The organism is Shewanella woodyi ATCC 51908 (genome assembly GCF_000019525.1).
Taxonomy (GTDB): domain Bacteria; phylum Pseudomonadota; class Gammaproteobacteria; order Enterobacterales; family Shewanellaceae; genus Shewanella; species Shewanella woodyi.
Map to the genome: position 1 here is coordinate 1,122,779 of NC_010506.1, position 25,767 is coordinate 1,148,545.

General features: G+C 43.0%; 22 protein-coding genes and 1 pseudogene. 13 read left to right on the forward strand and 10 right to left on the reverse strand.

From position 1 onward, the window contains the following. Nucleotides 1–15: 15 nt before the first annotated feature. Nucleotides 16–261, reverse strand: a complete 246-nt coding sequence (locus SWOO_RS04265; protein WP_012323476.1) for a YdcH family protein — start codon at nt 259–261, stop codon at nt 16–18. Nucleotides 262–391: 130 nt separating this feature from the next. Then, on the reverse strand, nt 392–793 hold the full coding sequence (locus SWOO_RS04270; RefSeq protein WP_012323477.1) for a DUF4156 domain-containing protein: 402 nt from the start codon (nt 791–793) through the stop codon (nt 392–394). 377 nt (nt 794–1,170) lie between these two features. Here SWOO_RS04270 and SWOO_RS04275 point away from each other — a divergent pair, with 377 nt between their 5' ends. From SWOO_RS04275 to SWOO_RS04285, 3 genes are all read left to right on the forward strand, one after another. Then, nucleotides 1,171–1,911, forward strand: coding sequence for a TerC family protein (locus SWOO_RS04275; protein WP_012323478.1), 741 nt, complete (start codon nt 1,171–1,173; stop codon nt 1,909–1,911). A 166-nt stretch (nt 1,912–2,077) separates the two neighbouring features. Further along, the gene (locus SWOO_RS04280) at nt 2,078–3,544 is read left to right on the forward strand and encodes a hypothetical protein (RefSeq protein WP_012323479.1); all 1,467 of its coding nucleotides are present in this window, start codon (nt 2,078–2,080) and stop codon (nt 3,542–3,544) included. 139 nt (nt 3,545–3,683) lie between these two features. Beyond that, nucleotides 3,684–4,367, forward strand: a complete 684-nt coding sequence (locus SWOO_RS04285; RefSeq protein ID WP_012323480.1) for an energy-coupling factor ABC transporter permease — start codon at nt 3,684–3,686, stop codon at nt 4,365–4,367. Here the strand turns inward: SWOO_RS04285 and SWOO_RS26495 are convergent. Together SWOO_RS26495 and SWOO_RS04290 are read right to left on the reverse strand one after the other, a co-directional pair. After that, a complete protein-coding gene (locus tag SWOO_RS26495) occupies nt 4,355–4,474 on the reverse strand; it encodes an acyloxyacyl hydrolase (RefSeq protein WP_195742911.1) in 120 nt (39 codons plus the stop codon). The two genes, SWOO_RS04285 and SWOO_RS26495, sit on opposite strands and share 13 nt — an antisense overlap. A 24-nt stretch (nt 4,475–4,498) precedes the next feature. After that, the gene (locus tag SWOO_RS04290) at nt 4,499–5,269 is read right to left on the reverse strand and encodes a hypothetical protein (RefSeq protein WP_012323481.1); all 771 of its coding nucleotides are present in this window, start codon (nt 5,267–5,269) and stop codon (nt 4,499–4,501) included. Between the two features lie 105 nt (nt 5,270–5,374). Between SWOO_RS04290 and SWOO_RS04295 the strand changes: the two genes are divergently transcribed. Further along, on the forward strand, nt 5,375–6,241 hold the full coding sequence (locus SWOO_RS04295) for a LysR family transcriptional regulator (RefSeq protein ID WP_012323482.1): 867 nt from the start codon (nt 5,375–5,377) through the stop codon (nt 6,239–6,241). Nucleotides 6,242–6,571: 330 nt separating this feature from the next. After that, nucleotides 6,572–7,579 (forward strand): ABC transporter substrate-binding protein, encoded by a 1,008-nt coding sequence (locus tag SWOO_RS04300; RefSeq protein ID WP_195742856.1) that lies wholly within the window; start codon nt 6,572–6,574, stop codon nt 7,577–7,579. A gap of 57 nt (nt 7,580–7,636) precedes the next feature. On the opposite strand, the gene SWOO_RS26430 is transcribed toward SWOO_RS04300, so the two are convergent. From SWOO_RS26430 to SWOO_RS04320, 4 genes are all read right to left on the reverse strand, one after another. Beyond that, a complete protein-coding gene (locus SWOO_RS26430; RefSeq protein WP_012323484.1) occupies nt 7,637–8,218 on the reverse strand; it encodes a type II secretion system protein in 582 nt (193 codons plus the stop codon). A gap of 131 nt (nt 8,219–8,349) precedes the next feature. Further along, complete coding sequence (locus SWOO_RS04310) at nt 8,350–9,531, reverse strand: AAA family ATPase (protein WP_012323485.1); 1,182 nt, start codon at nt 9,529–9,531, stop codon at nt 8,350–8,352. A gap of 99 nt (nt 9,532–9,630) precedes the next feature. Further along, the gene (locus SWOO_RS04315; protein WP_012323486.1) at nt 9,631–11,571 is read right to left on the reverse strand and encodes a S9 family peptidase; all 1,941 of its coding nucleotides are present in this window, start codon (nt 11,569–11,571) and stop codon (nt 9,631–9,633) included. A 120-nt stretch (nt 11,572–11,691) separates the two neighbouring features. Continuing rightward, nucleotides 11,692–12,864, reverse strand: a complete 1,173-nt coding sequence (locus SWOO_RS04320) for a membrane dipeptidase (protein ID WP_012323487.1) — start codon at nt 12,862–12,864, stop codon at nt 11,692–11,694. A 206-nt stretch (nt 12,865–13,070) separates the two neighbouring features. Between SWOO_RS04320 and SWOO_RS04325 the strand changes: the two genes are divergently transcribed. From SWOO_RS04325 to SWOO_RS25430, 6 genes are all read left to right on the forward strand, one after another. Beyond that, on the forward strand, nt 13,071–13,991 hold the full coding sequence (locus tag SWOO_RS04325; RefSeq protein WP_012323488.1) for a TAXI family TRAP transporter solute-binding subunit: 921 nt from the start codon (nt 13,071–13,073) through the stop codon (nt 13,989–13,991). Nucleotides 13,992–14,105: 114 nt separating this feature from the next. Next, nucleotides 14,106–16,013, forward strand: a complete 1,908-nt coding sequence (locus SWOO_RS04330) for a TRAP transporter permease (RefSeq protein WP_012323489.1) — start codon at nt 14,106–14,108, stop codon at nt 16,011–16,013. A 160-nt stretch (nt 16,014–16,173) separates the two neighbouring features. Next, the gene (locus SWOO_RS04335) at nt 16,174–16,473 is read left to right on the forward strand and encodes a hypothetical protein (protein ID WP_012323490.1); all 300 of its coding nucleotides are present in this window, start codon (nt 16,174–16,176) and stop codon (nt 16,471–16,473) included. Between the two features lie 130 nt (nt 16,474–16,603). Beyond that, entirely contained in the window at nt 16,604–16,885 is a 282-nt protein-coding gene (locus tag SWOO_RS04340; RefSeq protein ID WP_012323491.1) for a hypothetical protein, read from the forward strand. Nucleotides 16,886–18,331: 1,446 nt separating this feature from the next. Next, nucleotides 18,332–18,979, forward strand: a complete 648-nt coding sequence (locus tag SWOO_RS04350; protein ID WP_012323492.1) for a hypothetical protein — start codon at nt 18,332–18,334, stop codon at nt 18,977–18,979. A 175-nt stretch (nt 18,980–19,154) separates the two neighbouring features. Further along, nucleotides 19,155–20,198: a hypothetical protein gene (locus tag SWOO_RS25430; protein WP_012323493.1), complete on the forward strand. Its 1,044-nt coding sequence runs from the start codon at nt 19,155–19,157 to the stop codon at nt 20,196–20,198. A gap of 308 nt (nt 20,199–20,506) precedes the next feature. Here the strand turns inward: SWOO_RS25430 and SWOO_RS04360 are convergent, their stop codons facing one another. Beyond that, complete coding sequence (locus SWOO_RS04360; RefSeq protein WP_012323494.1) at nt 20,507–21,661, reverse strand: methionine aminotransferase; 1,155 nt, start codon at nt 21,659–21,661, stop codon at nt 20,507–20,509. 1,273 nt (nt 21,662–22,934) lie between these two features. Between SWOO_RS04360 and SWOO_RS04365 the strand changes: the two genes are divergently transcribed. Further along, nucleotides 22,935–24,272 (forward strand): AAA family ATPase, encoded by a 1,338-nt coding sequence (locus tag SWOO_RS04365; protein WP_012323495.1) that lies wholly within the window; start codon nt 22,935–22,937, stop codon nt 24,270–24,272. Next, complete coding sequence (locus tag SWOO_RS04370; protein ID WP_012323496.1) at nt 24,265–25,104, forward strand: DUF4435 domain-containing protein; 840 nt, start codon at nt 24,265–24,267, stop codon at nt 25,102–25,104. Before SWOO_RS04365 ends, SWOO_RS04370 begins: the two co-directional genes overlap by 8 nt. A 387-nt stretch (nt 25,105–25,491) precedes the next feature. Here SWOO_RS04370 and SWOO_RS25810 read toward each other — a convergent pair. Further along, nucleotides 25,492–25,614 (reverse strand): annotated as a pseudogene (locus tag SWOO_RS25810) (SufE family protein); the annotation flags it as partial. Between the last annotated feature and the right edge of the window lie 153 nt (nt 25,615–25,767).

A 25,767-nucleotide genomic window follows, 5' to 3' on the forward strand; every position in this document is an offset into this window, starting at 1 on the left:
TTCTATATACTCTTATTATCTGTTATCAAGCGCTAAACATTGATACAGAGAGTCTTTTAACACAGCTCTATCATGCTTTAGTTGATGCATGGCCTCGTCATCGATGGGAGCCCCATTGAGTTCAAGTTCCCTGATCTCTTTATCGAGTGCATTGTATTGTTTAACACTATTTGCAAAAGTGTCACTGCTTTGAATAAGTTTCGCAATGGCATCTTTATACTCGGGAAACTCGTGGATAAGAGAGTGATCTTCACCTAACATAAAATCCCCTTAAAACTAGTTAAGAAATAACGAAATTAACCGCACAACCCATGCTAACCCCAAATCCTTTAAGCTTCAAATTTAAACAGATGGGTATAGAGTTATTCTAGTCGCTATATCGTTTTAGGTTTTAAATTTTAGGGGGGTGCATAGATTCAATTTTATTTTCGCCGCATTGATAGGCGTTAGCCATCATAGTAACGGAGCCTGTAAAGCCTAATGGGCGATAGAGGTAGATAGTATCAGCCCCCAATTTTGCGGCTTTTATGCGCATCTCATTGAGTGTTCCCCAGACCATATCTCTATCCGCATGAAGCCAGTAATCGTAAAAGTGTCCTTGAGAACCAATTACAGTACCTTTATGTTCACATTGGCTGATTGTTTCTGGGTCATCCCAAAGTACCTTTACTTGGTTGGAGTGATCGGTTGGAAAGGTAATACAACCGCTTAAACTTATTGAGATGATTAAGCCTGCTGCAATAGAGAGGAGTTTCATGCTGAGTTGAGTCGCTAAAATAAAAAAGTCGCTCATACTAATTTAAAAAGTATTTCTGGGTAAGCTTCTCTCGCAGACTTTGAGAACTAGGCGACATAATCATCAAAAATGGATTAGTAAATTAAGCTATCAGCTATTCTAAAAATAAATTAATCTGCGTTTAATCTTCTTAGTTAATGATTTTATCTTTATGTTTTAAAAGGATTTAATTTCAAGTTGTTTTGGTTTTTTAGATTGTTTGTTGAAAATCAATGGGTTTGATAAACAGTAGGGATTAACACATATTGCGGAAACAAAATATTGGTGGTGTAATCGTGCCACTATTAATTTTGGAGGTAACAAACCTAAATGGACGGCCCTGGTAGTCGACTTTACTTTTTAACTGGTTCCTTGTTCGAGGAGCTACTCCTACTATGTTAGAACTCTTCCTATTACCTGAAACCTGGGTTATTTTTGCTACCTTGTTTGCTTTAGAGGTGGTACTCGGTGTCGATAATGTGGTGTTTATCTCGGTTCTTTGTGAACGCTTACCCAAAGAGCAGAGAAAGCTGGCTCGAAATCTTGGGATCAGCTTAGCCGTTGTTGCCCGTATAGGTTTAGTGTTTTCAATTGCATGGATTATGTCACTAACTAAGCCCCTTATTGGGCTGGGAGAGGTGTCGTTTACCGGCAGTGATCTTATTATGATCTTCGGTGGTTTCTTCCTGTTGGCAAAGAGTTTGAAAGAGCTCTGGTCTTGGTTAACTGAATCGGAAACCAATCATTCGACCTACGCTCGAACTGGACTCATGGTGGTGTTACTGCAGATTGTAGCGGTCGATGCGGTTTTCTCCATGGATTCGGTGATCACTGCGGTGGGACTAACAAGTGAAGTTCCCATTATGGTTGCTGCGATACTGTCATCGGCGGTAGTGATGATTTTAGTGGCGGGCAGAATTAATAATTTGATAACCGATCACCCAGGATTTAAAACCTTAGCACTGCTATTTTTAGTCCTATTGGGTGGTTTATTAATGGCTGAAGGTTTTGATATTCACGTTAATAAAGGCTATGTCTATTTTGCCATGGCATTTGGTTTAATCATTGAACTTTGTCATCTTCAATTAAAGAGAAAACAGCGGTTAACAGTTAAGGGGTTAGCGCCTCAATTGTAATTATCTTCTCTATCTAATTAAATCTCATAAAGAGAACAGAGGCTTATGCAGTGATGCATAAGCCTTTTTATTTATTACTATTAAGGTTAAGTGTAATCGCATGTAATATTAATTGTCGTCTGACAGGGTTAATGTTTTATACCTCTTTATTTATAAGGAATATAAAATGAGTAACTTGTATAGACATCTATCACTGGCTAGCTTGTTGGTATTTAGTAGTTGTTTTTCACTGATTGCTTCGGCTGACACCTGGAACTGCCCAGTAGAAAAGAGTTGGTTGACAGCGCCCTCCTTACCAACAGAAGTTGATAAAAGTAATAAAGATAACACCTCAAACTTCTGTGATTTTTACCGCTTTTCAACCCAAGCTTACCTGTATCTGATGTCACCATCACTAGATAAACCTGGTAAACGAAACTTTCAGGTCAATGCTAATTACCCAGTGCTTGAATATAACGGAGATAATAGCCCTGGCAACTCCTGTGATAAAGAGATCACGGGCCATACACTGCTCACTAGTTTGGAGCAGTCCTCTATCTCAACTGGACAAGCTGGCGGTGATGCCACCATCTATGCTCAAGACGGCAATGTGGCTTACTATGATGTGAGGTTTAATAAAGCGCTCTGTGATCTGACTGGAAGCGCGACTGAGATGCAACAGCAAGGAATATATAATTTTCCGGGAGGAACGACAGAGTTAAAGTTTGCATGGAAAGTGTTGAGTGCCGCTGAAGTGAGATCGGGTCAGTTTGTTACTCAGGAGCAGTTAATCTCAGGAAAGATGAAAACGCTTGGCCTTTTAGGTATGCATATCGCCATTGCAACTGAAGATCACCCTGAGTTTGTCTGGGCAACTTATGAGCATAAGACTAACTCTCCAGATTGTGATGCATCGGCTGCGCAGAAAAAGCAGGCATGGATGTTTGCAGATAACACTTGCACTCAAGACCTACCAGGTTCTGCGGCAAAAGGGGATAAGTGTAACTTTAACCACCCTAAATCTGGGTTAACATCTCCTACTGGTACACCAACCAATATCTGCCGTGTTCATCCATATGGTACCGCTAAAGGTGATCGTGATGCCGCCGAAAACTTAGGTGATATTCTCAGTCAAAATCAAAGCTTACTTAATCAGTTGGCTGACAGTAGCACCCCAAGTGCGATGAAAGTGCTCACTAACTATTTTAATCTTGGAGCCATTTGGGTGAGTGATATTGCTCAAAGCTCTGGTGGTGTTGGAGTACCCAATGAGCGTGGCTCACTACGTCTAGCCAATAGCGTTGCAGAAACTGATTATCAAGATGTTAATCTCAACAGTCAGTTTGCTAGTAACTGTTTTGGTTGCCATAACTATCAGGGAACTGCAGAGACGCAAAAGAATAATATTACCACTCAGGCCCTGAGCCATACTTTTAAAGATATTAAGATTGGTCAAGGTCAACATATCGATGTGACAGCCTCAAGTTATATCGCCAGTAATGAACAAGCCGCTGGGATATGCGGCGTGACAGGTAAAAGCGACAAAGAGCAGGGAACCTGTAAAGGAACGGCCAGTTTCTTAAAATGGGATGGAAATTGGACTAATGTTAATCGGAGTGCGGGCTCTGTATGTGGCTGTGGTCCCGCTAAGTGAGCAATAATGGGAGGTGATACTGATTGGTATTACTTTTAAGCTCTTATTTTTAAATTATCCAGCGCTAATATTCGACAGCGCTGGATTTTTTATGTAAACAGATAGCTAGAGAGTAGTATTTTTATCCCAGAGAGAGGGTATGAAGGACTTTTTAGCTCGAACAGTGAATGAACTTGATTGGAATTCTGGCCCTGAACAGCTGATTTTTATGGGGCTACTCCTGTTATGGCTTTGGCTTATCTGGCCGTCTGATGAGTTTAAGGCACTGCTTACCGATAAGGCTAAACAGACACAGATTTTATTAGCATCGGTTGCTTTAAATGCCCTCTGGTTACTTAATGCCAATGTCACCCAAGGGATACATGTTCATTTTCTTGGTCTTGTGACCTTGATGCTGATGTACGGTTGGCGAATGGCAAGTGTGATATCTATCCTTCCAGTACTCTTCTTTACCATCTTTGTGATTAAAAGCCCGTTTGATTTTGCCATCTATGGCCTACTGGGTATCAACCTACCTCTGTTTCTCTGCTTTATAGTTTATAGCCAAATATTTAAATACTTACCGCATCATCTTTTTGTGTATATCTTTGGTGGAGCGTTTATTAATGCTTTCCTATCTATCGTATTTCATATCCTATTATGGGCAGCTTGGCTTTGGTTGAGCACAGATTATGACTGGGCTTTCTTAAGGGATAACTATTTACTGATTATCCCTCTGCTTGGGTTTCCTGAAGCCCTGCTTAATGGGATGGCCATTACTCTGTTGGTGGTCTATCGTCCGCAGTGGTTATATGATTACTCAGATAGCACCTATCTCAAGTGACTTTCACACGAGTGCTCACTAAAAAAACCATAACTGAAACCAACGGCGTTTAGCCCATGGTTCTTTTGCACTAGATCCGCGTTTGAGTAGTGGATAAATGAGGGGATGGAGGTGCTCCCCTCTGGTTAAGATTATTTAAGTTTATATAGCTCAAAGCGATTGACGCCGCTTTTTATCAAGTGAGAGTGCTGCTTGAAGGTTGAGGATTGCTGGAATTTAGCGATGCCATCAGGGGTATCCCACTCGACAAAAGTTAGCTGACCTGGAGCGATTAAGGGAGAAGCGTGCGCTTCAAAATTTGGATTATTCATCTTGTAGATAAACCGTCCCCCGAGTTCGTTAACAGACTCCTTTATGTTGTCCATATATTGAAGGTAGTCGTTGGGGTTTGTTGGGTTTAGCCAAGCAACAGCTAAGGTATAGTGTTTATCTGGTTTGAAGGTGAGGTGGAGATCGCGCTCTAGCTCCTGAGTATAGATCTTAATTTCATTCCAACCTTGAGGGCGACTCTGTTTCATTGATGGCCAGTCTTGATGTGAAATAAGTTTGTTTTCAGCAGCTTTACTTGGCCAAGAGTAAAAGATTAATCCGTCGGGACTAAAATTGCCTACTAAAGTGTCGTCAATCTGGAGTAGCGCTTCGCGCTTAAGGCCAAAGCTCTCACCAAGGGGCAAGACCTCTTTATAGTATTTTTGCCGCGCTTGCTCACCCGCTTCTCTTCTCTTTGGCATTACGAGGGAAAACAGTTGCCCCTTAGAAAGGTTAATGCTTGTTTCTTTATGTGTAACACCTGTTTGTGGGCTGCTTTTGGGGGAGGAAACATTATTTGTGCAGGCGAGTAACCCAAGGGATAAGGTTAATAGCATTGTATGGGGGATGAGGCTTTTATTATTAATTCTCATGGCGCATTAAAACCTTGCTAGTTGTTGAAGTTATATACAGCCTAACAGGGATTTTTGGTGCGGTATTGGATTTACTTTTCGAGTTAGTGGTGCGAATATGCACCAATGAAAGATTGGGATAACTACCGACTCATACTCGCTTTGCATCGTTCTGGCACCCTACGTGGTGCAGCTGAGCGCTTGAATGTTAATCACTCAACCATCTCCAGACGCTTGGTGTTGATGAATAAGGATGCTGGTGGGGAGCTGTTTGAGAAGACGACATTGGGCTACCGTTCAACTCCTTTAGGGGATGAGCTTATTAGCGCGGCGCTTCAAATCGAAGAGATCACCATCTCAAGCGAGAGACAAAAACGTGCCAGTGCAGAGGATATGTCTGGTGAGATTAACCTATCTGTTCCTCCGCCAATATTCCAATACCTGCTACTCGATGATTTTAAGCGATTTCAACAGCTCTACCCAAAAATACGCTTGAATATTAACGCCTCTTTTGAGCTCTTAAGTTTAGATAACTCCGATGCTGATATTGTAATTCGCGGCACAGATAATCCCCCTCAACACTTGGTTGGTCGCTGTATTGGTACCATTAGGTTGGGCTATTACGCCCAAAAAAACTATTTAACCAATACTCTTGAAAATGAACGTCGCTGGATTGGTCGAGATGCGCAGGAGGAGTCGCCCGAGTGGATAAAAGACTCTCCTTTTCCAACTCTCAAGATAGGTATACGTTCAGATGACATTATGACTCGCCACCTGATGGCTGTTGCTGGGTATGGCCTTACCCGTGGAGCCTGCTTTATGGCTGAACAGGAGCAAGAGTTAGTGCGGCTTTCAGAGCAATACACGGATTACTCTGCTCTTTGGGTGTTAACCCATCCAGATCTGAAAGAGACCCCGCGGATAAGGGTATTAGCTAAGTTCCTTATCGATTGTCTACTTGAGAAAAAAGGGATGATTGAGGGAAACGTGTAAGGCAAAATTTTAAGGTCTAATCCCCCTTAAGTTTGAATACATTATTCATTGCTTATTATTCACGGTTAAAGATGTTACTCTAATTACACTACTTTTATTAGGGTTAAAATTTTTTCGTGGGCGAGGTGGTAGTTAATTATGTTGCTAGGTCTTAGGGTTATTGCTTTTAGTCTTTTTTGTTTATTAGCTTTTGATTTACCTGCAAAAGAGCCTGCTTTACATTCAGTTGAATATGCGCATTCTGACGTATTGCAAAGCCAAGTACCTATTCTTAAATCGAGTGCTGACGCTTGCTCGAATAAGCATGCTGCCCCAAGGGTGATGGTTATAATGCCACTGGATAGAACCAGTACTTTTTGGGAAAACATCGTTAAGCATATGAAGTTAGCAGCAGAGCAGTTAACGATTAACCTAGATGTTCATTATTTAAAGCAATCGGACAGTAGGCGTTTTAATTATTCTGAATATTTAAATCGTGTTTTAGCGAGCAGTGAAAGGCCTGATTATTTAGTGACTCCATTTTTTAAGGGGTTAGAGAAGACGCTACTTGAGCTCACCTCCCAAGAGAAGATATCTCTATTTACCTTTAATGTGCCGCTCTCTGACGAAATGACTGCAACATTGGGCTTTCCAAGAGAGAGGTATCCCTATTGGATAGGGCATATTTCACCGGATGAGGTTGATGCCGGTTATCAGCTAGCCGATCGATTGATTCAGCTGGCCGCAAAAAACAGTACAGATGCCGTTAAGCTCATTGCTGTTAATGGTGATCGTACTGGGGTCGTAGGCCAATTAAGAGAGAAGGGGTTAATGCAGAGACTAGCATTAAGTCCAGATGTGGAGTTATTACAGCTAGTTGATGCTAAGTGGATGCCAGGTAAAGCCCAGTACATGGCGAGCAGGTTGGTAAGGCGTCATCAAGATATTGATCTATTTTGGGCTGCTAGTGACCATATTGCTATGGCTGTAGTAAATGCCTTAGCAGACTATGAAGCAACAATGGATAAGGCTATTGTCGGCAGTATTGATTGGACTAAAGAGATAGGATCATACATAGAGAATAGGAGTGTGGGTGTGAGCTTTGGAGGCCATATCTTCGAGGGCGCGTGGATTTTGCCTTTACTCTATGATCACTATAACCATCAAGACTTTGCTAAGGAGCTGACCTCGGTGATCAGCTATAAAATGCAGGGTATCACAGCTAAAAACAGTGTCTTGTTGAAAGCTAACAATATAAATAAAATCGACTTTAGTTATTTAAGTCAATGCTTTACTGGTAATGGTGGTGTTTATCATTTCTCCCCATTAAAGCAGTTAACTCAGTACGATGTTAAGTGAACCCTTTCATTGCTAACTCTATTCAAACGGCTTTTATTCAGTTCAGTCTAAAAGGATTTAAGGTGAATAGGGCCAGCTTAGTAACTTGGTTTCTCCGCTAACGATATTGTATTGGATTGTAAGGAGCCTATCATCAGGAAAGCCACTGAAACTGCCGTTATAAAAGCCGCCAGTGTAGACAAAGTGGCAGTAGTTATCTTGGGTCTCACCTAGCTGGGGGAGCACACCTGCATTTCGTGACCACTCACTTTTAACATGGCTACTCTGCCATCCGTTACTACCAGAGATAAAGTTTAGCGGCTCCTTATCTTCAACCATATCGTGCCAGATAAGGCTGCAATCACTTTCAAATGCTTCATCTAGGATATCGCCGCCGGCCGGGAATCCAAGTTCGCTGGGCGTACTTTGATAGATAGAGAAAGCTGTGCTTGGCTGTTGATCTATATTCCATTTACTGTGAAATAGGGTTTTGCCAGCAAGGATAGCGCTCATGTGTTGTTTGACCAGCGCAGAGTCGGCCTCTTTATTGAGATTGATAAATTTCGGAAGGGCGATAACGGCTAAGATCCCTAAAATAATAATCACAACCACGAGTTCGATTAAGGTAAAGCCTTTTTGTTTCTTTGAGCTTAAATACATCGAGGTAAAAATTTTCTTCCTATTAAGAGTGTGACTCACTCGCAGTTCTGGTTACGAATTGATACAGGTGAGAGCACATTAAAACACACTTGTTGTCATAAAGACCACGCTAAAGGAGGGGACTAGTCACTTTATGAGCGACTCTGCCAATGCCAACTGGGCGTGGTTAAGATATCTTGTCCGAGAATTTCAGTCTGACCTAACTGCTTATCCAGTTCAATTAAGTTGCAGTGTTCGAACTCATTAAGTGCATTGATAAGCCGATTGGCGTGGGAGACGACCCAGAGCTGACAATGCTCAGAGGCTTTGGCTATAAGACGTGAAAGCGCTGGCAACAGATATGGGTGTAAGCTGGTTTCTGGCTCATTTAAGACCATTAACTCTGGGGGTCTTGGGGTTAGTAGTGCTGCTACCAGCAATAGGTATCTTAAGGTGCCATCGGATAACTCTGCCGCGTTTAATGGCCTGAGTAATCCCTCTTGATGAAATTGAACCGTTAACATGCCATTGGATTCATATCCAATATGAACTCGGGCTCCAGGAAAGGCGTCGCTGACCGCTTCATTGAATCCCTGTTTATCACCTACCTCAAAGATGGTTTGAATCGCTGAAGCTAGATCGCGGCCGTCATGATGCAATACAGGTGTTCGGGTGCCCAGCTGAGCTTTACGTGCAGGGGCATCACTGTCACTACGAAAGTGATCGTAGAAGCGCCAGGCGCGAATACTATCACGCAGTTTTATCACCTCAGGTGTTCGCTCAGGATCTGCAAGCTCAGTAAAGATGCTATCACCGTGCTGCATATGCAGATTTAAGGTTTCCCAGCCAGCTTGCTTATTCTGTTCAGCGCGGCTTTTGACTAAGGGTCCACGCCTTTCAACTAATACCGATGCTGGGCGGTATCGATTGCCGACCCAGATAGCCTCACGTTTCACTTGCGGATCTAAACCAAACAGAGTGGTGGAGTCAGGTTTAGGCAAGCCAAGTTCAATAAGGTAACTGTACTCGTCACTGGCAAACCCCAGTTTTAAGCGCTTAGCGTGTTGGCGAACAGTCGGCTCAATTGGCGTCTCACCACTGCGCATCCCTTTGCTGATGGTCTCAGGCCCAGCCCAGAAACTGGAATCCAGTCCTCCCTCTAAAGCCAGTGCATTGACCACGCCCCCTTGTGCGGTTTGTGCAAGTAATCGAAGGGCTTTATAGAGGTTAGACTTACCGCTGCCATTGGCTCCTGTGACCAGATTGAGCCGCTCCAGTGGAACGCGGATCTCACGTAGGGAGCGGTAATTTTGAATGGCTAGAGTGGTCAGCATAACTCAGTGGCTTCTCGCTGGCAGGTAACTGAGAGCCATAGTGCCAGCTTTTTTCTATATGAGCTATAAAGACCAGTTAAGTGACCAATACCCTATCTGTTATTGAATATGTTTACGGGCAAAGGCCAGACTTTTTTGGTAAAGCTCAACTCGATTATCAGTATTAACAAAGCCATGTCCCTCTTTAGCTTTATAGAGCCATTCATAGCTGATATTACGTTTGTCGAGTGCTTCTTGAAGGTGTAATGCGCTTTGTGGGGGAACCCGTTTGTCTCTGCCCCCAGTGACTATCATTAATGGGGTTTTTAGCTTGTCTATATAAGTCAGAGGTGACTCTTTTCGCCAGTGCTCCTCATTATCACCATACTTTTCCATCGCACCGATTGAGACTGAACTGCCATCCATATAGTCAGCATGTTTCATCTGATAAACCAGATCATAGGCACCATACATAGGGATAGAGCATCTGTAGAGTTCAGGCTCCATGAGCGCGGACATCAATGCAGAGTAGCCACCAAAACTGCCACCAGTGATACAAACTTTATCATCGCTAATGTTTTTTAAACCCAAAGCCCAGCGAGTACCATCGATAATATCATGTTGGATCGTTGTGCTCCGTTCTAAGTAAGTAGACTCTTTGAATCTTTTGCCATATCCACCCGAGCCTCTAAAGTTTATCTGCAGCACGGCAAATCCGTTGTTAGCCCACATTTGAGCGCCACTGTCGTAATGCCACTTATCCATAGGGCCGTAAGGACCACCATGAACATCGACAATGAGAGGGTGGGGTTTATCACTGGGCTTTGGTAAAGTCAGATAGCCATGGATTTTCTGGCCATCACGGGAATCGAAATGGATAAGCTTCCTGTTTTGCATCTGCTCTGGATAGATCCAGGGCTTGGCACTTAATAGGTAGTCTAGTGTCTTCTTTTTCTGGTTGAAGAGGTAGAAGTCACCAGGGTTCCTGTCTGTGATGATTTTTACTATCATCTCCTCATCATGAATACTGTTTGCCCTGATACTGATATCTGCTTGGGGAAAACTTGCTGCTATCTGTTGATGAATGAGTGCAAAAGGTGATTTGTCTAAGTAGTGGTATTTCATGCCGTCCATCATTGTTTCAACGGCAATAATATTTCTGCTATCGGGGGAGCGCACATAGGCGTTGATATCAACAACGGGATGATTGAAGAGCAACTTTACCTTTTTGGTTTCAAAGTTGTATTCATATAAGCCTGATGTCTCACCTTTCACGGCTTTACTCATGTAGAGCAGCTTTCCGTCATTGCTTAGTGATTTATATGAATAGCCTGAAAGAGGGCTATCTTTTGTTATCTCCTGCCAATCACCATTTTTGTAGGTGAAACGTTTAGTTTTTCCTTTTCTATCTTTACCTTTGGCAATAACAGGAATGCCATCACTATTGGTAACGACGCTGATATTACCTAGAGGCGTGGTAGCAATTCGAGTTCTTTTCTGATTGTAGATATTAATCTTATAGAGTTTATCTGGAGCGTCTCTGTCAGTGTTCCACTTTGAAGAACGGATTAGAATATGTTTGTCATCATTGGTGAGCATCTGGACAATATAGCCCCAGGCTCTTTCACCACGTTTAGAGGCTATCTCACCGCGCTTAGAGCTACCCTCACTTTTGCTGAAGCCATATAGCTGAGTGCGTTTACTACCATCAATATTGGCGGCAAATATCTCTCCTTTATAACCTTTTCTTTCATAACCTTGTTTTTTGTAACTTTTGGTATAAACCAAACGTTCATTATTGCCCCAGTAAAAGTCACCAATATATTCATTATGGCCAAAGCCATAGGCGATAAGTCTCTTATTACTCTTACGTTCAACAACAATAAGAGCATTGGTATTCTCTTTTGGTACTGTAGCTGCAAAGTACTTGCCGTTAGGGGAGAGCTTAATGCTAGTGAATTGTGCAGGCTTAGCAAAGTACTCTAGTGGCAGAATCTCTGCAAAGCCTTGAGTGGTGAAAAAACAAAGCAGAAAGATAATTGAACTAATTAATTTTTTCATTTCAACTCGATGCTATTTTAGGCTGTTTATAGATAAAATTAGAGTAACAATATGAGGTGAAACTAACAGTTCAAAAGCTAAAAACGATATTGAAACGAGAATAAATAGATAAAAAGTCTCCTAGCTCAATACCGCTTTTAGCACTCTTTGCCAGTTGCCGCCCATGATTTTGTCTCTGTCACTGCTGCTAAATCCTGTGTCCGCCAAGGCTGTATCGATACGCTCCATACGCTGGATATGGTTGAGTTCTGGGATCACCACATGGACAGGTTCTATCTCGTAACCAAGGACATTTTTAGCACGTAAGCTGTGCCACCAATCTAAGTACTGTTTGACCCCCTCGCTATTATCGTTATTGAGTTTGAGCAGGTTCTTCTGTCCCCGTAACGGATAGTCATTGGCGATGGCGACAGCATCTATGCCGCCAACTTTTGCCACATGCTTTAGATGTGCCATGTAGTGTTCAGTTGTTGGCACCTTGTCGTTGGTCAGCCAAAAACTCATCATAAACACACCGAACAGGCCGCCTGTGTCGCTAATGGCTTTTATCACCTCATCAGGTGAGCAGCGGGCATGATTGACGATGGCGCGAACGGCGCCATGACTTTGTACTATGGGGGCATTTGACAGTTTCGCTGTGTCTAAAGCGGATTGAGGACTCGAGTGGCTGACATCGATTAAGATCTGCTTCTGATTAAGCTTCTCGATTAACGCTTTACCTGCGCTCGTTAGTGGCTTGTTTAACCCTTGATTTACGCCGTCAGATGAAGGTGCGTTATCCAGTGCTCCGCCACTAAATAGGTTGCCATAGTGATGGGTGAGTTGTAGTGCCCGCAGACCCTTATCAAAAAATTCATCAACTTGATTGAGCCCTGACCCTATGCTCTCCTCGACGCAATCGGCCCCCTGAATTTGAAAGAAAACAGCGGTTTTTCCTGTGTGATGCGCTCGGGTAATATCGGCGGCACTCTCTCCTAAGATAAGCTTGTCTGGATTCTGTTTTACCCGAGTGAGCGCCTTATCGATACTCTTCATGCAGGCGTTATAGGTGCGTTTATAGTTGGTGGTGCCGTCGCTTTGCTTTATCGCTTCAATATCAGAGATATCACACAGGTAAGCATCGATTTTAGAGTCGGCTAAATCCGATAGTTCGTCGGGGAGAAAGCATAAACCGTCGACATAGAGGCGTTTAGGCGCTGCGGCAAATGTTGAGAAACTGCCAAGTTGGCTAAGTAGGCCCGTTGCGGCAAGTGCTTTAATCAGTTGGCGTCTATCGAGTGTTGTCTTGATCATTTCATCTCTCTGGCGTCGATTTATTATTCTTATAACTGGTCATATTAACCTATCTAAATAGACTATTCGATACCTTGACTTTGACCTGTCCTTAAGTGAATATCAGTGCGAAATTGAAGAATAAAACCACTAATAATTAAAGGTTTTTATTAAAAGCTATCAGTAATTGCTAATAAGAAAATATCCTACATCTTAAGGGGAAACCTATGTTTAATCGCATGTTTGCACTCACACTGTTGTTTGCTTTTTCGTCAGTTATCAGTGCCGAAAATTACTCTATCGGAACAGGTGGGCAGAGTGGGGTTTACTACCCATTTGGCGGTGCATTAGCTAAGGTTTGGTCTGAGCAGGTGCCCGATGTCAATGTGAAGGCTGAGGTGACCGCGGCGTCGGTAGAGAACACCATTAAGGTGGTACGTGGTGATATGATTGCAGGTATTGCCATGGGCAATGTGGTGTTAGATGCCTATAAGGGGGAGGGGAAGTTTAAGGGTAAGTTACCCGTAAAAACCCTGTTTGCACTGTACCCTAACTTGGTCCATGCCTTAACTCTAGATAAATCTGGCATTACCTCGCTGGCAGATCTTAAAGGTAAGCGTATCTCATTAGGCGCGCCTGCCAGTGGAACAGCGGTAACATCGGCGGCCCTGCTTGAGTCTATCGGTATCGATGTGAAAAAGGACATTGATGCTGTGTACCTTAACTACTCAGAAACCACCAACGCGTTAGCCAATGGCCAGATTGATGCGGGCTTTATCGTTGGCGGTCAAGGTGTTGGCGCCGTCACTCAGATAGCACTAACCCATAAGGTGAATATCCTACCTATCTCTGCAAAGGAGAGTGACGCTTTTATTGAAGCCTTCCCCGCTTATAGCAGTTACACCATTCCAGCTGATACCTACAATCATGTGGCTGCAGTGCCAACATTGAGTGTTTGGAATGTGTTAGTGGTGAATGCCAAGATGAGTGATGAGATGGCCTATAACCTAACGAAATCGGCATTTGAGAATATCGAACAGGTGCGCAAAGTGGTGAAGGCCGCTGAGATGACGACGCCGGCTAACGCCAATCGCCTCGAAGGTGTCCCACTGCATGCGGGTGCGCAAAAGTACTTAGATTCATTATAAAAAAATGAGCAAAGTTGACGTTTAGGCGTCAACTTTGCGCTATTACTCTTCTATTTTTAGCGCTCTCCACTTAGATAAAAACAACAAAAATAACAAAAATAAGAGGATAAAAAGATGGCTCCTCGTTCAGAACTACTTCCTGTGAGAGATCCCGATTTAATGGGGACTAAAGCCCATGTGATCACGCTATTGGGTTATCTTATCTTAATTATGGCGGTGGCACTGTCGGCGTTTCAGATCTGGCAAGGGATCACCTCGACCATCTCTGCAACCTATTTCAGGCCTGTGCATCTAAGCTGGGTGCTGGTGCTTATTTTCCTCCACTACCCTTTAGTTAAACATCAGCAGAGCCGCTTCTATCTCCCAGGCAGAGTGTTAGATGTGGCGCTTTGTGGATTAACCCTGTTTGCTGCCTATCGAATGTCGATATTTGACTATAACGATATCGACCACCTTCTTTATGGCTTAGGGACTGAAGATCTCGTGGCAGGGTGTCTATTACTAGCATTGTTGATGGAGGGCTGTCGCCGCACTGTTGGCTGGGTGATGGTATTGATTGCCGCGATATTTCTCTCCTATAGTGCCTTTGGCGATCTGCTGCCTAGTGGCTTTGCAACTAAGTCCTATTCGCTACAGGAGTTGATCCAGTTCCAGATCTATTCAGCCAATGGCGTATTTGGTTCAGCCTTAGGGATCGCGGCAACGACCGTGTTTATCTTTGTGCTATTCGGCGCCTTTTTAGAGGTGACAGGGGCGGGTAAGTTCTTTATCGATTTAGCGTTTTCCATTGCGGGTAAATATCGCGGCGGGCCGGCTAAAGCGTCAGTGTTAGCCTCGGCTGGGCTTGGCTCTATCTCAGGCTCTGCCATTGCCAATACGGTGACCACAGGCTCTGTGACCATCCCCATGATGAAGACGTTAGGCTATAAACCTGAGCAAGCGGCGGGGATTGAAGCGTCGGCATCGACAGGCGGGCAGATCATGCCGCCTATTATGGGCGCAGGTGCGTTTGTGATGGCGCAGTTTACCGGCGTTCCCTATAGCGAGATCATGCTGGCCTCTATCGCACCAGCGATCCTCTACTTTTTCTGTACCTTACTTTACGTGCACTTGATGGCGTGCAAGTTGAATTTGCAAGCGGTGAGTCGCACCGAAGCCGTTTTGGCTGTGATGAAACAGGGCGCTCACCACTTAATTCCGCTGGCGTTAATCACAACACTATTGATGATGGCCTACTCGCCACTCCTTGTTGGGGTTGCTGGCTGCGCAGCTATCATAGTGACGGCAGCGCTGCGTAAACACAGCCGTATTGGGCTCACTAAGTTTATGCTTGGGATGAAAAATGGCGCGCTGATGGCGCTGCCTATCTCGGTGGCTTGTGGCGCGGCGGGGATTATTGTCGGTGTGGTAGGGCAAACTGGCATAGGTTTGCAGTTCACCCAGTTTGTGATGGAGTTTTCCGGTGGCTACATGCTAGTAGCGCTGGGGCTTATCAGTATTGTGGCGCTGATATTGGGGATGGGATTACCCGTTACCGCGGCCTATATTGTGCTTGCTGTGATGGCGGTGCCCATGCTGGGTGATTTTGGACTGCCGCTATTAACCGCTCATCTTATTGTGTTCTGGCTGTCGCAAACCTCCAATGTCACGCCACCCATTGCCCTTGCGGCATTTGCTGGGGCGGGGGTTGCTAACGCTAACCCGATGAGATCTTCAATAGAAGCGTTCAAACTCGCTGGTGGCCTGTTTATTATCCCCATCATGATGGCTTACACCGACCTGCTTAATCCGGAGGCCAGTGCGTTCGAGTTTGCCTTTGCCATCGCCCAAACAGCAGCAATTATTATCGCGATTGCAGTCTCTATCGAGGGCTACCTGTTGAGGCGTTTATCGAATATTGAGCGAGGCGTGGCCTTTATGACAGTGCCGCTTATTTTGCTTAATCCATTTGGGGCTGGGGCTATTGGAATATTACTGTTAGCGGGTTTGATCGCAGTGCAGTGGAAAGGGAGGTCAAGCTAAGAAGGGCGGGCTTTGCCCTGCTAGGGCGTTCGCAAGCTCACTGCGAGAGCGCTGCGCTTCGATAAATTCAAGAGATAGACGTTGTTGAGCTTCTCCGTGGTCTCCGTGTCCTCTGTGGTGAATCGCCTTTATCTTGTGATGTTTAAGGAAAGAGCAAAAGATGTTCTCACCACGGAGCGCTGCGCTACACGGAGGTAAAGATGGAGGAAGAGATTATGGCTTTTGGTTTTCTCCGTGGCCCTCTGTGTTCTCAGTGGTGAATGGCTTTTATCTTGGAAAGTGTAAAAGGACGGGCTTTGCCCTGCTAGGTTCTAGGGCGCTTCGCTTCGAGTTAAGGAAAGAGCAAAGGAAAGAGCAAAGGCAAGAGCAAAGGCAAGAGCACCTTTTACCACTGAGCGCTGCGCTTCACGGAGGTAAAGATGGAGGAAGAGATTATGGCTTTCAAATTTATGCGGATTAAACATGAGAGCTTTCACTGTGGTTCCCATACCTAATTATGATGTTATCGATTTATTTTTATGGGGTGTATAGATAACACATTGCATCCAGCCAATTATGGCAAGTGAAGTTAGTTAGGAGGAATTTGGATAATGAAGCAAGAGCAAGATTTAACAGAGGCTGAACTCATCAACATAGGTGAAATTCTGGAGCAATATCAGGGGAAGATGTTGAAGGAAATTGAGTCCGTAATAGAAAAGCATGTTCAAGCCGCCAGCTCCGAGCTGGTGAGCACTAACCCAGAACTGGCTAATTACGACTATTTTTCGGCAGTGGTTTTGGGAGAGTTATTCTCTAAACTGCACGGAGGGAACAAAGATACAGCCGAAATAATCATGCACAACCTTCAAGGGCAGGCAGGCTTGAACAATTGATCGTAAATCTGAGAAGGGCGGGCTTCGCCCTGCTAGGGCGGCACTGCGCGCCTGCTAGATCGCTGCGCTGCTAGTAAAAGCTGAGACGAATGTCGCTTGTGACTCATTTGAGTACAGAACGCGTTGCTCACGGAATAGCCTGCGGCTACAGGAACGCTTCGCTGACAGTAAAGCTAAACTGAGTGTTTGCATTGCCGTCATCCCGGGCTTGTTCCGGGATCCATTCTCCTTTGATGTTCTCCGTGGTCTTCGTGTTCTCAGTGGTGAATCGCTTTTATCTTGGTAAGCGAAGAAGAGCGGGCTTCGCTCTGCTAGGGCGGCACTGCGTGCCTGCTAGATTGCTACGCTGCTAGAAGCTTGGATGAATATCGCCTGCTGACGACTCATTTGAGTACAGAACGCGTTGCTCACGGAATAGCCTGCGGCTACAGGAACGCTACGCTGACAGTAAAGCTAAACTGAGTATTTATCATTGCCGTCATCCCGGGCTTGTTCCGGGATCCATTCTCCTTTGATGTTCTCCGTGGTCCTCTGTGTTCTCAGTGGTGAATCGCTTTTATCTTGGTAAGCGAAGAAGAGCGGGCTTCGCTCTGCTAGGGCGGCACTGCGTGCCTGCTAGATCGCTGCGCTGCTAGAAAAAGCTGAGATGAATATCGCCTGCTGACGACTCATTTGAGTACAGAACGCGTTGCTCACGGAATAGCCTGCGGCTACAGGAACGCTGCGCTGACAGTAAAAGCTAAACTGAGTATTTGCATTGCCGTCATCCCGGGTTTGTTCCGTGATCCATTTTCCTTTGATGTTCTCCGTGGTCCTCTGTGTTCTCAGTGGCGAATCGCTTTTATCTTGGTAAGCGAAGAAGGGCGGGCTTCGCAAGCTCACTGCGAGTTAAAAGCCTTAAGAAAAGAGAAATGTCTACGGAACTCCAGGATCCACTACCCCTTGTAAAAAACAAAGATATTTTGACTAGGTAGGAAAATGGAGGCAAATTAAATGGCTGGGGAGATAAAGATATGCTTGTCTGGCTATAATTTGTGTTAAGTTTCTTACTCTGGAAGACTATTACGCATAAAAAGGACCGATTACACACCTGTCGTAGTAGGTACTCAATGTCAAGAATTTCGATTTCTGTTGCTAATCCCGTGAACAATTTAGACGCGACTAAATTCCTCCATAAATTACTTGGAATATCGCTATTTACAGCAAAGACTTGTCTATCCAAAGGCAAAATGGGGTGTTATTCAGTGAAGTGCTTTTTTAAATGATAACAATTATATTACTGAAAAATATTAGAAAAATATTTTTACTTTTTGACATGATGAGTATTGACCTATTGATAGTTGAAATAGACAGTGATATGGATTGGAAATATGCCTTCAACGACTCAAATATAATTTCCAAATCAGTCATGTTGAATATTCTAGATGAGGTAAAGGGACGATACGAATGAGTCGGTTTACATCAATAATTTTGCAGCAGAAGGGTATTACCCTTCAACAATTCTTCGATAGGTTTAATGTCTCTTTTCAGGAAGAGCTACTTGAACTAATTGATACCATCAAACATGTTAACCTCAGGCCAGTCGAAGCACTCTGCATTTATAGTGCTGGAGGGTTTAGGAGTATTGGCTATGCAGTACGTGAAGAAGGTGATGTCGCGGCTACAGAAAGTTTTGATTTAAACTTTTTAGCCGCACTTAAAGGTCACGATGATTTAGAAGCGATGTTTAGCAATTCAGTATCAAGCGAAAGTGATTTATCTTTTCAAATCTGTGCAGATGAATGGCTGCACATTAACAAAATTGATTGTTTCTCCAAAACCAATGCCATAGTCGAGTCAAATCTAGATCAACTTTACGATGCTGGTTATGAGCAAAAGGTTATTCAAACTGAAATCCTAAATACAATCATTACCTCACTCGCTGAATTAACCTCTCAAGGGATGGCATCACCCCCCGAGTTTTCTTCTGACTCATTTTTCAGTGTGCAGTTTTCTGGTGGGGCGAACTCAAACATACTTTTTGAGTCCTCTAAACAGCTAAATAGTTCTCATTGGCATAAGAAAGTCGAACGATTTGTAAAAGAAAACTATTAAATGCTAGCGGTAGGAAGAAGGCTGGGCAGCCATCTCTTTTGTTTTCCTCTCACAAAGCTTGACAGAAAGTTTTCTGAATCAGACGTTGGAGCCAACTTCTCTGATAAGAATCAGGCATTTTGGTACATCGAAAAGATCACATTGTAAGTATCTGATAAAAAGGTTTAAAATTTTTATGGAAGAGGGTTCAAACACATATGCGAAAACCGTGTATAGAGGCAGTCTATGGGAAGAACAATCCCAGTATCATCCACATACATTCTCAGGGATGACTCACTTGCCTCATTGCGACTATCGTAATGTTAATCCTTCAACCTACACTGAAGATATGTATGATGTCATACATAGCAGTGAGGATGACTTAAATAATGAACACTGCTTAGAATCATTTGAATTTAATTCGAGAGTCATCAGGATAGTTACGTTTTCTAGAAGCTTTGCAATACCATTATTATTTTCATTAGGTGGGTTTTGCTTATGTCTATTTGGCGTAATGATGTTTGCGGCCAGATTAGTTCGCCTTTATTTCTCTGATAATTCGATTGAATTAACAATGGAAATCCTGCAGTTTCCGTTGTTAGCAATATTAGGATTGTTTTTATTTTGCATTCAATTCATGCCAGATCCTATTGTAAAAATTTTTTTTGGTGATGTTGTCCCTCATATTCAAGTGAGCCGTCAAACGGGCTTGGTAACGATTTGGCGATATATCCCCATCTTGGGTATTAAACGTAAAACCATTATTAAACCTTTCTCTGAGTTTATTCCCTACCTGCATCACCTTGTCACACCAACAGGAACTGGCGCTGGATGGAATGTCTTTCTCGCCCATAAAGATTCACGACGCATCAGTTTCGGTGCTATAGGAATGGCCAACCCTAAAAGTCGCGGAGATGCCTTGGCATTCTGGGATTTCTTGCAGCGCTACATGGATGTCGAACAACCTTTACCTGATTCTCCTGTCTTCGAGACGGTTAGGCACCTTGACCCCACAACGAAAGCTTACGACGAGATGGTTGGACGCCCAGCCAAGTATTGGAAAAGAATGACAAAAGCACAAATTGACCGACGCTCTAATGAAATGGCTATGTACATCGAGCGCTTAGCAAACGGCGAAGATCTCTCGCCCTTTGAGTTTGATTACGAGGCAATGTTAACGCCTCACGAACAGAAGCAGAGAAAGCGGGCGAAGAAAAACAGCCATGCTGAAGGCGTGTGAATCCTATTATGTGCTTTCCTTTCATTACATAGCCCTGCCAAATGATGAGTGCCAGTGTCGGCAGAATGGATTTCAAATTTGAGTCATGATGTCGTCATATTGGAAGCTGGCAAGTGCTTTGATAGGAATACTGAAAACGAACATGGTGATGCCTCTTTTTGGGTGGTTTGATTAGAAAAGTGTGTTGAATCCCTTAACTAAGGGAACTGCAAAGCTGAATCAACGGTGAAGGCTATTTACAGAGGCCCACGGCCATATCTACATGTGAGCCTGCTGCAGGCAATAATCGCCAATGAAGCATTGGTTAACTAGAGAGTTGTTAACATCTGGGCTGCTTGTAGCAAGGTATCATCCTCTTTGGCGAAGCATAAGCGGATGACTTTATCATTGGGAGCGCTTTGGTAAAACACGCTCAAAGGAATGGCGGCTACGCCCACCTCTTTAATCAGATACTCACAAAATGCCATGTCATCTAGCGGCGAGATCTCTGAATAATCGAGTAGTAAAAAGTAGGTGCCTTCGCTGGGGAGAATAGTAAAGCGGCTTTCTTGTAGGGCACTCACTAGCAGATCTCGCTTGTGCTGATAAAAGGGGGCGAGTGCGGTGATATGTTCACTCTCTTCGGCCAGCATATCGGTTAATGCCAGTTGCGCAGGAGTGAAGCTTGAAAAGGTGACATATTGGTGAATTTTTCTAAACTCTTGCGTCAGTGCCTCGGGCGCGATGCAGTAACCCATCTTCCAACCTGTACAGTGGAAGGTTTTACCAAAGCTGGCGATAACAAAAGCGCGGGAGAAAAGCTCAGGATCGCTTAATACGCTGATATGTGGTGTGCCTTCAAAGGCGATATGCTCGTAGACTTCATCACTTATCAGCAATAATTGGTGTTTGCTCACCAGCTTTTTTAATTCATCAAACTCAGCCTGTTTTAAGGTTTTTGCGCTGGGGTTATGGGGCGTATTAATAATGATCCCGCGGGTTCTATCTGTTATCGCTGCTGCGACGTGCTGCCAGTCGATGGCATAATCAGGAGCCTGCATGGCGATATGTACCGCATGGCCTCCAGCCAATTCAATCGCTGGTTTATAGGAGTCATAAGCTGGGTCGAAGATGATAATCTCATCGCCAGGATGGGTAATGGTTTGTATGGCGACAAACAGTGCTTCAGTCGCACCAGATGTTACTGTAACTGTGTCGAGTGGATTGATATTCGTGCCATATGTTCGCTCTGTGAGAGCGGCTATTTGAGCTTGAAGAGGCGCGATCCCACTTGAGGGCGCATACTGATTAAAGCCTTGATTGCAGTATTTGGCTAAGCCTTGTTTTAACCGTTCTGGAGCGTCAAATTCAGGGAAGCCTTGAGAGAGGTTAATGGCATTGTACTCATTGGCTAGCCCAGTCATAGTGGTAAAAATACTAGTGCCAAGGTGCGGTAATTTACTGCTATGAGTTAAGGTTTTCAATGGACTCTCTCTTGGTAAGTTTTCTCTATGGTAAATGCTCACTATTTAGTGAACTTTTTCATTTTTTCATGGCCTCATCATATTCTAAATTAACATGATTTCATATTAGGTGAAGCTGAGAAGGGCGGTGAAGCTAAGAAGGGCGGGCTTCGCCCTGCTAGGGCGGCACTGCGTGCCTGCTAGAGCGTTCGCAAGCTCACTGCGAGATCGCTTCGCTGCTAGAAAAAGCTGAGATGAATGTCGCTTGCGACTCATTTGAGTACAGAACGCGCTGCTCACGGAATAGCCTGCGGCTACAGGAACGCTTCGCTGACAGTAAAAGCAAACTGAGAGTTTGGCATTGCCGTCATCCCGGGCTTGTTCCGGGATCCATTGTTTGAAGCTGAGAAGGGCTTTGCCCTGCTAGGACGTTTGCAAGCTCACTGCGAGGGCGCTGCGAGTCAAAAACAAAGACTTAAGACAAAAACAAAAGATGTTCTCACCACGGAGCGCTGCGCTACACGGAGGTAAAGCTGGAGGAAGAGATTATGGCTTTTGATTTTCTCCGTGGCCCTCTGTGTCCTCCGTGGTGAATCGCTTTTATTTTGTGGATTTAAAGAAGCGAGAAAATGAGGAGGTAGTAATCTCTACTTTTTGATGGGAAATCGCTGTTAATGACTCTGCTTAGCTCTATTTAAAAGCTCCTAACACCACAAACCCTACCTAAATTGAAACTGATAGCTAGTTTAGGGTTCTCTTAACCTTATGATAATTAAGCTTAATCAGTGAAATTGCTGATAGACATATTGTATACGGAACGATATATTGCCTCACAAATAACAAGGATGAAGCCTAATGCAGGCAGTGCCGATATCGCACCATTAGCAACAGAGCATTAGCAGACACCTACATCAGGGACGATGTATCAATATTATGTGTTAACACCACAGCACCTTGATACCAATCACTACTACCTCCCTTATCAGCTGTACCTTCCTTGTTGTTAGTTTTAAAGCAATAGAGCTAGGTGAACGCTGCGCTCACGGTTAACGGAACGCTTCACTCACAGAATGCTGCGCTTACGGAGCACTGCACTCATGACAAAGCTTCTAGCTCTGGCTGGAATGACTAAAAACTCAGTATTTTAGTCGGTTATATGAAGTCCTAATCTTACGTTGTGGAGATAAAGCGACGAAGTGAGGGGGCATTATCCCATTTGGGATGGTTTTTAAGCTGTTAGGTTTCATTCTGTGTAGTGATACCTGAACCTGAAAATAAATAAGGAGATTGAACTTTGGAAAATAGAATAAGTGTTATCTCAGTTGATAAACTTTTTGGCTTTTTAAACCATAAAGTAGAAATAAAAGAAGAAGGCGTCACATTCATTCATGGACCTAATGGTTGTGGTAAAACAACTTTTCTGAAATTAATAGCAAGTTTTTTTGAGTGGGATATAGCTAATCTAAATGATACTAATTTTGAACAGATGTGTATTGAATTTCAAGATGAAAAGAAAATCACAATAGAGAAAACTATAAAAGTAAAGAAGTTTGAAAATGAAGAAGTAAAAACTCCTAACTTTATTTTTAGACTATTTAAGAATAATGAAAATATTGAACTATACGAGTTTCACCGAAATCCTAAAGAAATTAGAATACCTCCATCACAATTAGATGAATACTTACCATTTCTACATCAGATAGGACCTAGACGGTGGGTCGATGGAAGAACGGATGAGGTTCTTTCATACCATGAGGTAATCGAAAGGTTTTCACATAGACTTCCATTCACTGGCAGAAAGAAGAGGCCAGAATGGCTGCAATCCCTTCAAGAAAATGCCAAGTTACACTTTGTACAAACTCAAAGGTTATTGAAGGTCAATATTGAGAATAGAGCTCACAGAACAGAGAAAAATGTTACCAATGTAATTGAAATTTATTCAGATGAAATAAAAAACAAGATCTCAAGATTATTGGCTGAGTCATCTGCAGTCTCTCAATCAAAAGACAGGTCATTTCCACAAAGGTTGCTCTCTATGTATTCAATAGAAGCGCTCTCAGAAGACAAAATAAGGAAAGATTACGACGAAACTGAAGTCAAAATTGAGAAGTTGATGGAGGCTGGGTTGATTCAACAAGAGAAAAATCTTGCTTTACCTAGCAAGGCTTTTGAAGCAACAGAGAAGAAAGTATTAACACTCTACTTGCAAGATATAAATGAAAAACTAGCTGTTTTTGATGATTTGTTACTGAGGATAGAAACCTTTTTAAGCATAATAACTAAAAAGCTTAGAAATAAGAGTTTCAAAGTGAGTCAGCAGGATGGCTTTTTTATTGAAACAATTCAAGGTGAAAAACAAGTATTGAAACCAACTCAGCTATCTTCAGGCGAGCAACACGAGATTGTTCTGTTTTATGAGTTGATATTTAAAACAAGTGATAACTCTTTTTTCTTAATTGATGAACCTGAAATATCGTTACACATAGATTGGCAAAGACAATTCTTATCTGATATTTCAAAAATAGCTAGCTTAGGGCAGCACTCTTTTTTAGTAGCAACGCACTCACCACAAATTATTGGGACTAGAAGAGATCTTGCTGTTTCACTTGATGGAGGCATTTTGAATGACTAGTTGTTTAAGTCAAAGTGCTGAAGAGATTGTTACAGAAATTTCAATGTCAGAGTCAAAAAATCCTTGGCTAGTTGTTGAGGGAGATTCTGATGGAGTGTTCTTTTCAACTAAAAGACTTCATAAATCACCAAATACAATTGTCGCGCTAGGTTGGGAAAATGTCGTTGGTGTTATATCTCAAGTTATCGAGGAATCAATAACTAAGGCCGTTTTTGGGTTCATTGACCGTGACTATAGAGAGGAGTTAGGTGTTGTTGTTGATGAAAGCTATATTGTTACGACCGATTTTCGTGACTTAGAAATATCTCTTTTTGAATCATCATCTTTACATCGGTTAATTGTTGAATATGGCTCAAAATTCAAGCTTCCTTTAGATTCAAATGAAGAGGTAGATTTAGATGAAATTAAAGTAAAAATTTATTCTATAGCATCTAAAATGGGAAGGTTGAGGTATTTTAGTCTAAAGGAGGGGTATAACTATCCAATAAAAAAATTAGATTTTTCGAAGTTTATTGACCAAAAAACATTAGAGTTAGATGAGAGTAAATTAATAAACCAAATTAATGCTAAAAGTGAAAATAAAATCAACTCTGATTTATTAAATACAATTCTTTCAGCCAAGCTGCCCACGACACTTTGTGATGCTAAAAATATATGCAGTGGGCATGATGTAGTTGAGCTTCTAGGTTTAGCTCTAAAAAAAGTTTGGGGAACGAATAATTCAGGAGAAGTTGCTCGTGAAAAACTTGAATCTTCTTTCAGAATTGGCTATTCAAATGAAGAGTTCTCTCAAACTACTATGTATAAAAAATTAAATGCTTTGTTGAGTTAAGAGAAAGGAATAATATTTAGGTCAGAGTAAATATAACCTCAACAACTTAAAACTTAGCCTAAAGCTACAATAACTCCCCGTTGGAAGTTGCCGAAATACGTGACAAAAATGCCGTATAGCCATAATGGATGATGGCTAAGGCTCGGTGGGACATGGATGTCCCATCTGAGCTGTTAGGCTATTTTTGTTTAAGTATGAGGAATACAACTTCGTCGGGGCGGCAAGGGGAGATGCAAGAGGGGAATTGCTGTTGATCCCCTTATTGCCCTGGTGTGGAATGGAATTCCACGACGTTAGTTGTTAGACGTAGTCTAACAATGAAGATTCAAGCGAAGCTTGATGAATTAAAGAATATTTGAAACTTGTTATTCAACAAGTCAGCGTAAACTAAACAGCAAAAGCCTTTATAGCCTTAGCCAAGGCAAACAACCCATTAGTCCGTGAGGGACTCAGTTGCCCTGTTAGCCCTAACATATCGAAATAACCCTCTATATCAAACCTTGCTATCTCAGCTGTGATAAAGACAGGACAGCCATATCTTTTTTTTGGTTTTTTTATTACGGAGCTTTAATAAGTTATTTTAAAAGGAGATTTATATAGAAAGACAGGACAGCCATATCTTTTTGTCTTCTCGGTGATCCCTTACTAAGCTTTTAGTTATCT